This is a genomic window from Anaplasma bovis (assembly GCF_036903315.1).
Taxonomy (GTDB): Bacteria; Pseudomonadota; Alphaproteobacteria; order Rickettsiales; family Anaplasmataceae; genus Anaplasma; species Anaplasma bovis.
Genome location: NZ_JAWLNY010000029.1, coordinates 1 through 13233 on the forward strand (window position 1 = coordinate 1; position 13233 = coordinate 13233).

The following is a 13233-nucleotide window of genomic DNA, read 5'->3' on the forward strand; positions in this document are numbered from 1 at the left end:
AGCAGATACTTCTGGGCCTTTTGAAATTCCTTCGCTAGCTGATGCAGGTCCCGATTTAACAGGGGGTATTGCAGATGGTGCTTCTTGCTTTGTCTCGACAGGACTTGTAGCAAGAGAAACGAGGCGAGAGGGAAACCTTGCACTAATTAAGTTGTATACGTTACCTTTGCGTTCATCCTGCATGTCTCGTATGAAGTCATTGATAACTCCTCCTATACTTTCATAGCAATAGATATTGAACCTATTGTTAAGAGAAAACAATGATGAAAGCATGTACAAAGGTGCTATAAGGCCTGCAAAAGGAAGAGAAAGTACTCTGTACAAGGTAGCAAGAGCGAAGTGCAGAGAATGGCTTAAGGAGGTAACTACCAATCTGTACGGTAATTTGAAGATTAACAAAGCCGCTTTTGCACCTACTCCGGTAAGTGTTGATAGCTCCTCCTTTGCGTTTTTTAGTACTCCATATAGATCTAGTATCGTCTCCTTACAGATGGATAATGTGAGCCCTATATATGAGACGATAGAAAAGACTGGTAGGACGATTAGAGTAAGAACTATCCCTAAAGGGAGTCCAATAGCAAGGAAAATACTATTAATCAGAGAAAGAACAAGGGTTTTTAAGAGCTCCCCGACTGTTGAGAAGACATTTTTGATCTTGTCGTCCAAAGTGCTAACAGAAGGCACTATATGTCTTGTCAACCTATTGTTAATAGTAGCACGTAGAATATAGGAAATAAGACCTAGCAACTTATCTGTTAGATATCCAAAGACTTTGCTAACTGGAAAAGTGATAACAGTGCTTACAAGAGCGAAGAAAAGATCAGTAGGGAGAATTGTGAACGAGGCAACGGTAGCAGCTTCCAACGGGATACACCGCAACGGATTGCCCAAATTTACTCTCGGAGATACCATAATTATAACCAATAAAATTTCACAAAATACTATAGGCACAGACAACTATCCAAGGTTGCCGCAATGCACCGATGTGTAATAAATATATCACTAAATTACATAAAATCCCATATATATTCATACAGTGATATATATGCACTACTACTGTCCGCTGTTTTTACCATATATTAAGTGTTAATAGTGTGTAATTTACATTGTCCAGTTTTGTCATCATACAATAGCTATGTAGTGGATGATCGGTGGTCTTCCTTTTCGATGTCTTCTAGGACTAAAGGTTAAAATACAAAAGCGAAGATATGGATTTGAAAAAGAAGATACGAGTACTGGAAATGCAAAGATGAGTGCGCATATAAAGCAGCCATAGGGTAGGAGCTGTACAGTAGTGTCAATGAGATATAAAGTTGAGGAAAGAATAGTAGTTGCAGTTTTACAAGCTTTTCTTAGGTATTGTTGTTAGAAACATAGGCTTAAGAGGATACTCGGTAGAACAATAGATAACAAAGTAGCGATCACGGCGGAGTATGGCTTGATATATTGTACTAGGTGCAGCAGTATTACACATTTCCGATAACCCTTTTGCCAAGGTTGCGAAGGAAAGGAAAAGTCCCATTGCCCTAAGTGGACGAGACAGGGGAAGGGTCCCCTGTCAAGCATATGTTATCTCCCCGCAGCACTAAATTGTTCCTGGGCTATATCTAAGTATTGATCTACAGACATAGAGATTTGAGCATTAAGCATGCTGCTAGGTTCGTCGCTATCGGCAGCAACGGATTTCAATTTTACAGACATACTAGGATAACCATCACATGCTTCCACTTCAAGAAACCTATCGGCAATGCTAAAAGATGGGTCATAGCGACGAATACCGGCTATGTGTTTGTGTACAATTCCGCTACTATGCGGCTCATTGTAGTCGTAGATGTTAAACTTGTTTTTAAGATCGAATGTAGATGCAAACACATATACAGGTACCATAAATGGCATGCACAGAATAGATAGTGCTGCATACGCTGCGTGTGTTGCAATGACAGCCGCCTTTGAAAGTGTTTTAGCAAAAAGTCCTGCATTTTCAGTTTGAGATGGCTCTGCAGACGGATTTGTTTGATTTATTCCCTTTAAAACGCTAATGGTATCATCAATAAATTTTAGGACGGGAACTACTATTGCACCGATAACGGCAAACACTAAGGGTGTACATACTATTAAGAGGCCCAATGTAGCAAAAGCTAGTGAACAAAAGAGTACTTTCAGAATTGTGCCAAAGACGTCGCATGCTTTTTTGATATTGCTATCCCAGTTACGAACTGAAGGAACTATGCTTTGTGTGAAACTATTAATAATAGCGGTACTTAGGACCTTATGAGACAGAAGAGCAAGTTTTTCTGTTGCAGCTGTAACATTACTTAGAACGCCCTTAAACGCCATAATCTGCGGAGTGTGAGCAATTTTGACAAATGGAAGTGTTACAGCTGATACAAAAGCTGCGTATACCACCAATGAGGTGGAAAGATATTCTAGTCCCGCTCTTGGAGAACTGAATTTATGGAGAAATTTTTTAATGTTCATACGATGACCAACAAAATTTTACAAAGTTACAAAAAAACCATTGGATACCTATATTTTCGAGCAATAGGTTGTCCGTAGGTATGTTGTAAATATATAACTAAATTGCACAAGTTGCCACAAATAACCCATTATGTCACATATATGCACCATAATATGCCGCATGTGCCGCACATTTCCTAGTGAGAATTCGATTGTGCGCAATTACAGAAAGCTACGCTCTCCAATCGCATCGGAACTATGACACATGTCACTGGTTAGGTATAGAACAGGTTCCGGTGAGACCGCGAGCTAACCTACGGTGGGGTGGTGGTTTCGCGCAGTAATCTACGGCTTAAAAATGATGAAATTCGTTATCTCATGCTGTCCATTAGAACGACTACGAATACTGAGTGTAATGCATTGTTCTTGAATGGAGTGGTGTAGGGGGCTGCCATAAAAACAGGGAGTGCTACTTTTCCAATGGGGTTACCCGTTGGCAAGATGGCTAAAGCACTTTGTGTCTTACGGTTAAATGCTATATGGCTTAGGGTAGGGGGGCTGTACCCTCAAATATGGGAACACATACCAAGTTACACTAACAGAGAGAGACTCCACTCGCGTTTCCCTTCACTGTGTCCCATGCACTTTTTTCTAGGTTACACTAACAGAAACCCGCTGCACATAAATTGCAACGAAGCATTACCGCTCTTCTACGGTTAGATGATTGCAAAAGTCGCCGATATAACATGGTCCAGCCGAGTAGGAAGGGGCTCTGCCGAACTAACATAGAGTACCACGGTGGAACAATAACTATAGTTTGTTCCCTATACTGCTATTGGAACGACGACAAGAGAACTTTGTGTCTTACGGTTAAATGCTATATGGTCTTCCGGTAGAGGGAAAGGCACCACTCGCGGGGCGTCCTCCCTTTTGTCCTGCTACGCGCTATAGGCCGCGGGAGGCTCTACTCCAACAGCTCCTGCTACGTGGTCTGAATGTATGTGTTCCCATCACATATGGGAACACATACCAAGTTACACTAACAGAGAGAGGCTCTGCCGTGATCTTCACCTTGTTGCTTGCCACGCTCTCTAGATTAGACTAACAGAAATCTGCTGCACGTGCATCGCAACGAAGCATCGCCGCTTTTCTCTATGGTTGGATCAGGACAAATGTCGCTGATATGTGGCATGGCTCTGAAGAGTAGGGGGGGGGTACACTAGCAAGGGTCCTACGGCTGAACAATAACTATAGTTTGTTTCTTACAATGCTATTAGAACGACGACAAATACTGAGTGTCATGCAGTTGTTCTTGAATGGAGTGGGGTAGGGGCTTCCATACTAACCAGGAGTACTGGGTGAATAATGACGAGAGTCTGTTGTCCTATAAAGCACTGAGTGGAGAGAAAGGCACCACTAGGCAGGGCGTTCTCCCTTTTGTCTTGCTGCGCTATAGGCCGTGGTAGGCTCTACTACAACAGCTCCTGCTACATGCCGGGCGCACGTCCTGTTCCGGTACTATTCTCCCTGTTTAGTGAGGTCCTGGAAGACCAAGCAGAAGGAGCGGGAGTCGGAGTTATTGGTGTTAGAAAAGGATCAATGTCATCGATGTCATCCTCAAAGGACAGAGAGGACAGAGAGGCAATGCTTTCATACTCAAAAGTAGGCCCATCTAGCTCATACAAGGAACCATACGCCTGCATATCATCATGTGCTTTTGCAGTTACAGGAAGAAAGTCATTAATCGCATAGTGGCCCATTGTTTCTACGTTTTTGTCAATAGTGCTCTTTGATAAAGAACACAGTGACAGCAAAGTAATAGAGCCTGATATCGCAAGTGATATAGGCGCCACAAGCATGAAAACTGGTATGCATACTGCAAGGGCAATAACCTCACCCAAAGTTGATATCGTGCTGCTAACAAATGATACAAAAGCAGATGGTCTGTCGTTTAACTCTTTGGTAGACTTAGTTAATAAATCCTCTTCTGATAATGCGGCGAGAGGATCTCGTGGCTTGCCAACCTTTTTATTATGACCAAAAGACATAATTTCCTTAATGCAATTACCTATGCTTTCAGGTACGCTTGTTCTAAATGCGACACGAACACGTGCTACAGCATATCGTTCAATGGCAACAGTTGTACACAACAGGAAAAACAACGGGACAAAAGGCAAAGCTACTGCGCATAGGGCGATAGCAAGAGCGCTCATTACGAGAGTCTTAACCACGCACAACGTAGTCGCCACAAGCGATAATGTGGCGCACAACAAACGCAAAACGCCCTTTGTTACAGGGTGACGCTTTATGCATTGCGAGTAATCACTGCGTCCATTTTCATAAAGGGTAGTAAACCCTTTACGCCGTTTATTGCCCAAGTTTAGTATGTTTAGCAATACTTCTTCTTTATGGAGATAGCCTTCGACTGTTTGGCTAGGTAAGTTTGCAAGCGCACTCTGGGCAATTAAAATTCCTAGTGCTCTATACACATTTGCTGTAGCGTATATTATGGAGTACCCAGGAGCAGTAATGCCGTACGGAGCACAACTTTTTATGAATCTTGATAGTCTCGTCAAGAGCCCAGCATGGGCAGACGGAAACTGTATGCTTTCCATGATTCTTCCTCCAACACGTGTACTTTTCACCTAGAGTTATTTACTTGTTTGCAAGATGCACCCGTAAAGCGAGACTGCTAAAACTACTTACGAAACATGCGCTTCCGTCAACGCACTGCTCCCCTTGCATGAAGTTCTGCCGCATATGTGGAAAACCGAGTATGCACTAAACAACCCTCCATTAAGCGCATATTAAAACGGATTGTTTCTTTTGCACAACACTCAACTTCTGGAAGGTGTTTCTGAACCACTTTCTCTGGCAGAAGAAGGCACAACTTGTTCTATTTTAACATCAAAACACCTTGATGTTAAAGTTTCGCGTTCATCTTCCTCTACTATGGCGCTACTTTCTGATGCACAAGTGTGGAATGAATCTGATTCATAGGAGCAGCTTAGAAATTCATCGGACTCGTCCACGTGCTCTAATTCACCCACCGTCATGGCGTAACATTTATCTTGCGTCCATGATTCCCTTATTATGCCAAAGAGGAGCTCATCAGCAGCGGCTTTAGCTTTAGTAGCACTTTGTAATTTTCTTCTTGCGTTTTTAAGGAGCTTCTCATTGTCAGGTTCGTTGCTGCCTACAATGTATCTGTGCTGTTTTGATATAGCATCAAATTCATTTGTAGCTGCAAATAGCCTAAATCCCGCTTTTATAGCAGCCTCTCTAGCCCCAGCTAGCCTTAGTCTGTAACCCGCATCATTAACATCGGAAAATGCCGCAATAACGTTGATATTGCTAATGTGCGAATTTTCATAAGTGTCCCTAATGTGTTCATAATAGTTTTCAGCGTCCGTTAAACATGTACCGGCGTTAAAAACTTCTAGTTTAGCCTCAGCAAGGGCTTTCGTGTAACTAGCAGCCAGCTGATTCTTTCTAGCGTCACTCAATACCTCTGCAGAAATTCGTTTAGCTTCAGAAGTCGATGGATCACCAGTATTAATAAACTTATCATGGGCCATGGTTCTTTTGAGTGCTACAGTGGCGCTAAAGAGCTGGAATTCCGCATCAGCGAGCTTCTTTTGAAGTTTGGCGAGTTGTAGCTTATGCTCACAAGAGGCCGATAATGCATTTCCTTGCGCTTCTGTCTCCATGTTTTGAGCGTTTTTTAACTCTCTTGCAGCTGCTGATACAGCTTCTTTTGCTCTAGCTATTTCTTTGTGAATTTTCACGTATTCATGCTCTTCATTGTCTTCAAAGAAATCTGTAATGATGTCATGCGCAATTTCACGTGGTGCGCGGTTATAGAATGTTCCGTCACTAAACCTATCAATTGCGTCGACAATACTTTCCCCGTAGTCCCGTAGTACATATTGTGCGCGAGGAGAGTCGTCTGCCGTTGCTGTATTTTCAGGATCTACGTGGTCTGTACTCATTTGCTGAGAATTCGCGTCCTCTTCCGACTTCTTAATACTGTATAAGGTATTTAGTCTCGCATCAGCGACATCTTTGTCAGTCCTAGCCGATTCAAGAGCATGTTGCGCTGCTTGTATCTCTAGATCAGTGCTAGCGGCCGATGAAGTTACTTCCGCAAGTTTCCTGTTAGCATTAAATACCTGAAATTCCGCTACTACAGAATTTTGAGCAGCTCTGGCAATTTGCAGATCCTTTGTTGCCTTTACCAAAAGTGCGTAAGTACTACTCTTGTTCTCAAAAGTTGATGAACTTTTGTGTTCCGCAATGTACTTATCTTCCATTGCAGCCAAGTGATAAGTAGCTTCTAGTACCATGAGTCGTGCCTTGGCAATAGCTTTCTTTAACTGTAAGAATTGAAGAGTTTCGTCAGTGTACTGAACGGCCGGAGCTTCGCGTCCTTCCTCCTCAGATGCAGGGCTGTCACTGCTCTTGTTTAGATTTATTGTGGCTTTCAATACAGCAAATTCCGCCTCAGCCACTTGTGTTTTTTGTTTGTTTATTTCAAATTCATATTTTGCATTCCTCAACTTACTAAAAGACCTGTTAGCATCTTCATGAACTCTATCCAAATCTTGTGCAATGAGTTCATAGTTACTCCGAGAAATTGCGAGCTCGGCCGAGCTTTTAAGGACTTTGTATTTTGCATAAAATGCATCCCTTGAAGCCTCTGCAAATTTTACATTCTCAATACAGGAATCAAGCTCTTGTTGTGCTTGTGCTTTATCAAAATTAAGGCGAATACCAGCGCCCGCCAGTTCAACGTTGTACTGGGCTCTTTCCAAAGCTTTGTACTCATTTGAAAGCGTAATAGCAGAATCAATTGCTAGCTTTCTTGCTTCAGCTATCGCCAATTCTCTCTTCCTTTGATGCAGTTCTTCTATGAGCTCACTCACCTTTTCATCGGCAGATTCCTGTACATGCTTTGTTGCATCCATTGCCGCCTGGTGAACCTTAGTCGCGTAAAATAGAGCCAGATTTGCATTGGCTGCTTCCTTCTGTAGCTTAGCAAATTCTAGTTGTTTTTCTAAGTCTGTATCCTTGAGCTTCTCTTTAGCAGCAGTTTTATCTGTATTCTCTAGCTTAACACCACCCTTAGCACTTGGTGTAGCTTTTCCTGCACTAAGAAGCGCAATTGTAGAGTCGACAGAGGCTTTCTGAAGTTCTGCCGTCTCTAACGCTTTTTCTGCTTGTTCTAAACTTTCTCTAAGATGTTCCGCTTCTGCATGATCAGCTTTTTGCATTGCACGTATGAGGTCATCTGAGATCTTTTTGTAGGCCTTAGTGGTTGCAAACAGGGCTAAATCAGCTTCAGCTGCTTTTTTACACAACTCAGTAATCCCAAACTTCGTGCTGCCTGGATCAACTTTGCCTTCTTTAGCATGCACAAGGTCTCTGAGTTCCTTGTCAATCTTAGCAACCTCGAGCCTACTGCTAATCTCATTGGCCCTAAGTATAGCAATCTTTAGAGCATCTACGTCACTGTCAGTGTATTGCTCGTCACTTTCAGTGTCAAATTCATATCTGTGAGCAGATATTCTCGTTCTGTCTTTGACTATTTTGAGAGTTCTTGCAGTCTTCATTATTTCAAGCTTGATTTCAGCAATATTCCTACTCTCTTTGGCCAATTCTAATGCCTCATTTGCGTCTTCTAAACTTTTGTCTATAGAAATCTTTTCCTCTGTAGTAGCCGCCTCATTTTTGTAAATGAGTTGCTGTTGCTGCTCTAATTCTTCTTTATGCTTTATTGCCATGAGCACCAAAGATCTTCTGCTTGCTATGTCTCTGCCGGCCATTGCTATGTCCGCATCCGTGATCTTGTTTATGCTCTCTCCAATCCTACTTACCGGAGCAAATAACATTGGTATTTGCTCTGCAATATGCTGCAGATTTTCCTCAGGTTTTACTGAAGATGTAGTGCCTAGCAAGGCCCCCATACTGTCCTTATTTTGCCTCGAATCCAGCGTTTCAGACTCAATGTCAGGCGAGGCTGAAGTTTTTTCCTTGCGTGATGAAATAATATCTTTCAGCGCTTCTTCCGCTAGCCGTTCCTCATAAACAGCCGCTTCGAGTTTTTCTTCTTTGCGTCTTACTGACTCTAAATTCTCGCTGCATATCTTGTTAAGAGTAGAAATGCTCGCCTCGTAACCTGCATAACGATGTTCAAGTTTGCCATGGGCCTCATACGCAATTATGGTATTTAAGCGGGCTGTCGCAATGTCTACCGCAGCTTCAGAAAGTCTCATAGTATTCGCTGATTCGGAAAGCGAATCCTCATTGTCGAGGAGAATATTATTTATAGTTTCGAATTGGGCGATAGCAGCACTTTCTTTAGCTTTTGCAACATGCTCCCTAGCTTCAGCGACCCTCAGCGCTGTTTCTGCGTCTTTTATCCTGTTAGCAAGGGTCTCACTTTCTTGCGCCAGAAAGATCTCCTCTCCGACAGCATGGGTTTTGACTGTTTCAAGGTATTTAGAAGCCTCAATAACCGCGATTCTAGCGTTGGCAACATCAAGTTTGGCGTCTGTGATTTTCTTACCGATCCAAGCGATTTTGAAGTCGTTTAATGCTTTCTTTCCGTCTTCATGAACGCTAATATTGTTGTGTTCAAGAAAGTATACATTTTCCCCTGTAATTCCATGGTGATCGCAAACTTTGCTTAGATTCTCAAAAGCTTTCACTACTTGAAGATGCGAGCCTGCCTGCACTCTCTCAGCTTTTACTAGATCCCTTCTAGCAACAGCAAGCTGTGTTTCAAAGCCCTGAATTCCTGATGATTCTTGCTGCATCATGCCGTGTTCGGAAACAGAACTAAAGCTCTGCTCTGTAGACATTTTTATGTTTAATGTTTCCAATGCTTTTTCAGCATCTACCAGTTCCTTGTCCGAAGAGGCGATTTTTTTATGAGCACTCTCCACCAGTTCCTTGCGTGCATCATCAATGTAATAAACACCAGATTTGCCACGTGCTGCCGCCTCTTGTAGGCATAAAAGCTGCAGCTTCAAATACTCGTCTGTGAACCTTTGAGAAAATCCAATATCAACAAGTGTTGCATACCCAGTAGCAGAAACATTCCCATTAGACGGCTGAAGTGCAAATTTAGAAGCCTCATCAGAAGACATCCCAAACAGTAGCAGATATTGTTCACTTTTGGCAATTTTCTCAGCAAGTGTAGCCTCTCTTAGAGCCTTGATAGCATTGTCTAAAATTGTATTTGCTGCTTTTTTCTCGCTAATCGCACAAGACACATCCTCGTAAGTACGCCTTCTGTTATCTTCAGCTACCGCCACATCTTTGGTGGCCTTAAGTACCGCTAGCGTAGCCTCAACAACATTCTTTTCTGTGATGCAGCACTCCGTATGGTCATTAGCACGTTCTAGGTTTTCGTCTGCCAGCATTCTTTCTCGCATAGTAGATGATTCACTTTCATAAACGCACTTTCTGAGGCGCTCTGCTTCGTGCTTGCTTACTACAGCATGTAGGATCTTGTTCTCCGTATTGAGTATCTCAAGTTCCAAGAGAGCAATATCTGCATCGTACTTGGCTATTGCCTCGTCTACAGCTGCAGTATGTAATTCTCTGCCCTCACTTGATTCACCCTCAACAGGATGAGCTCTCACGTCTCCTGTATTAAGCTGCATGTGTGCAAGTTCAAGTTTTGCTTCCGCCATCCTCTTTCGAGTTTTTGCAAGCTCAACCTCTAGTTCCTTCCTGTTTAACAATGCTTCAGCAGAACTCTTCTCCTCAGCTGTATATGATGAACTCTCCTGCACATATTTGTTAAAGGCCCTTACGTCATCAAGCGCTGCTAAGGTTTGCAGTAAATTTATTTCAGAAAGGATGTAAGTCTCCTGGCGTAGGAGGGCATCCAATCTTTTTTCTATGTAATGAATTTTTTCTTCTATCGAAGGAGGAATACTTTGCTCATCGAATTGATTTTCACTTTTTACTCTCTCAAGCTCAGCAGTAAGAATCCTTATGGATTTTCTACACTCTATTAAAGATTTCTCTGACTGCGTGTGTCTCAAATCTCTTTCACTGCTCTCCAGCTTATCGTCAAAAATATGAGCTCCCCTTAGCCTTGCGCGAGCAGTGTCTACGTCTTTGTTAGCAATATCTACCAAACGTGTTGTTTCCAATACCACTTGAGTTGCTTCATCTCTCTCCTTATCAGTGTGCAGAGAAGGATGTTGTGTTACGTATTCATGGTACTCCTGCGCCGCATGCAAAGACCTTAAAGCATTATGCTTGCGGAAATCAGCACCTAATAACGCAAACTGCCTACTAGCAGCAATTCTGGTTTCTCTTATAAGTTTTAGCTCCTTCTCCGCGCTGCTAAGAGAAAGGTTAGCATAACGCTCTTCTTCCGGAGTACGCGATTTTTTACCAAAGACATACTTATGTTCCAGCTTTGCCTTTTTTAGATTTATATTAGCTACGGTCTCACTAAGCTCTGCAACTGCTACCTTCTTTCCTATCTCAGCAAGCTGAAGCCTTTTCTCGCTTGTTACCACAAGGTCCTGTGCATTTTTTTTCTCCGCAGCAGAAGATGAAACATCCCTTTGAACTACTTTATATTCAGCTCTTGCAGCGGCAAGCTCCTCGGAGAGAGCGGCGATTTCAACATCTTTGTAAGCCACGCTCCTTTCGGCCATCGCCACAGCAAGATTGTTTTTTGCAGTTTCCCAAATTGTAAAGTTCTGGAGAATACCAAGATGGCTTTCGTCAGCTATGTGTTGATGACGTACCGGTAGAGAGCTTCCTCTATCAATGCTGATTTTAGAATTACTGTATGTTAAATATGCATCGTGCACATCTGCATTCCTGCAAAGGACCTCATTATCCCAATACTCAAGGTTTTTACGAGCAGTAATTAGCTTTAAATTATTGCCCAATCTCGCAAAATCAACATGTTGCACCAAGCCCCTCTCGCCTACTGGCGCGCTTTCTGAGGTAAATTTATCTTCAGCAGAGTTCCTCTGAAGTATATACTCGCTTGTTTTTTCAAGAGTCTCCTCTCCATGCTGAATGTCCGCCGCTTCCTCCCTTCCAGCGAAAAGCTCGGTATCCTCTCTTGTGCTTACAAAAATTTTATCGCTGGTAAATACATTAAATTCCTGAAAGCTTCTAAATGGAAAAGAAGAATAAGCATTCCGTGTGCTCCTTGTGATTCCAACACTCTCTATAGTGTCTAAAATACCGTCGCGAGCATGTACTTTAGCAGATATTTCGCGGATCTTTTCTTGTAAAATACGAGATTTTTCTCTTAACGAATTAAGGTTATCCCTAGCATCAGTTACCTTGAGCAGCGTATCCCAGCGAGCTTGGGCCGCATTTGGTTCTTTCTGCAACTTACTTAGTTCGCTCCGGGACGTATTATGTTGCTGTTCAATACCACGAATGGTGAAAAAAGTTTGCGCTAGTTCATGTTTTAATGTCGCAAGTTCTTTTCTAACCTGAGCATTATGATGCTCATCTTTGTACTTTTTGAGTATGTCAGAAATATGAACTTTGCTTCCTGTAGGAATTTTGTAGCTTCCAAGCTCCTTACTTTGTTCCTCAACTTTTCTGACAATTTCTGAGGTTATGCAACATTCTAATGTAGCAGATGCAACGTCTTCTTTGGTCTCTGCAATCTCAAGTAAAATTTTGTAGATGTCTGTCCGCTTTTTAGCTGCCTCTAACTCGGCTGATGCTGCACTTCTTTCCTCTGCGCTCGATGATGTATTCTCATGTATACTCTTTTCGTTGCACATAGCATTGTATACGCCACTAAGTGCATCAAGGAACTCAGAGTAGGTCTTAGCAGCCTCTGAACATGCAGTTGCATGGGCAAGCTTAGAACGAGCTAACTCAAGAGCATTGCGCTGAACGGCATCGTCTATAGGCCGCTCTCCCATTGCAGGTTCATGCAACTTTGCTCGCTGCTCAAGGCTTTTCATTCGGTGTAGTACTTCAGTTTCAGACATAACCAAGTACTGCAAAGAGGAAGCCTTGTGCATGCTTGCTTCTAGGAATTCCAGTTCATCTTCTGCTTCTTCATTGGTGTGTGGTAATGCATGCTCAAGCTCTGATGCAGTATTTGCATTGCCGTGCACTGAGTTCAAAATGTACTTCAGCTCCCTAGAAACCGAAGGATTGGAACTGCTTACTATTTTACCTTTGATCATGCTGACTATATGATCATTTAACTCTTCCGCCTTCGCTATGACCGCGCTGCTTCGTGCGTGAATCACAGCGTACTGCATTTCAGCTTCCTTAAGTAGTAACTCTGCCTCTTCACGGGCTTCTTGAGCTCTAACCACAGATTCTTTTGCTGCAGCTTCATCCTGAATTGCCATCTCAAGTTCTGCAGCAGCAGCCGCAAGTTCTTCTCTATCAGTAGAAGGATCGCAATCAAGGCGGGTAACCTTATCACGTAAGTCGCTAACTGCTTCTTCAGCTATTTCGTGTTGATCATTAGCTTTATCGAGATCTACAGAGGAAGAAACGAGATGCAGTTTGGCGCTTTTTTTCTTGTGCGCTAGCTGCACTATACAATAATGAGCATTTGCCATGTTAAATTCAGCTTCAGCTCGCTTTATAAGCAGATTCTTTATTCCACTGTGTTCATACCTTGAAAAAGCCTCTTTCGCGGAACTTACATCTTGTGCCGCCGAAAGTACCCGAGCTAAACTAGCCGCTACATTACACTCAGACATAACCTTGTCGTGGTGAGCTGTCTGCAATGCCATTTGCCTCACGGCG

Annotated in this window: 4 protein-coding genes; all 4 read right to left on the reverse strand. The window is 42.7% G+C overall.

The genetic code is table 11. From position 1 onward, the window contains the following. The coding region (locus R4I06_RS03125) for a hypothetical protein (RefSeq protein WP_334414091.1) at positions 1 to 951 on the reverse strand (951 nt) is incomplete at its 3' end. Between the two features lie 618 nt (positions 952 to 1569). Further along, positions 1570 to 2478, reverse strand: a complete 909-nt coding sequence (locus tag R4I06_RS03130; RefSeq protein WP_334414093.1) for a hypothetical protein — start codon at positions 2476 to 2478, stop codon at positions 1570 to 1572. 1466 nt (positions 2479 to 3944) lie between these two features. Continuing rightward, positions 3945 to 5102: a hypothetical protein gene (locus R4I06_RS03135; protein ID WP_334414094.1), complete on the reverse strand. Its 1158-nt coding sequence runs from the start codon at positions 5100 to 5102 to the stop codon at positions 3945 to 3947. A gap of 192 nt (positions 5103 to 5294) precedes the next feature. After that, positions 5295 to 13220 carry a hypothetical protein gene (locus R4I06_RS03140; protein ID WP_334414095.1) on the reverse strand — a complete coding sequence of 2642 codons (7926 nt, stop codon included), beginning with the start codon at positions 13218 to 13220 and terminating at the stop codon, positions 5295 to 5297. Positions 13221 to 13233: the final 13 nt, after the last annotated feature.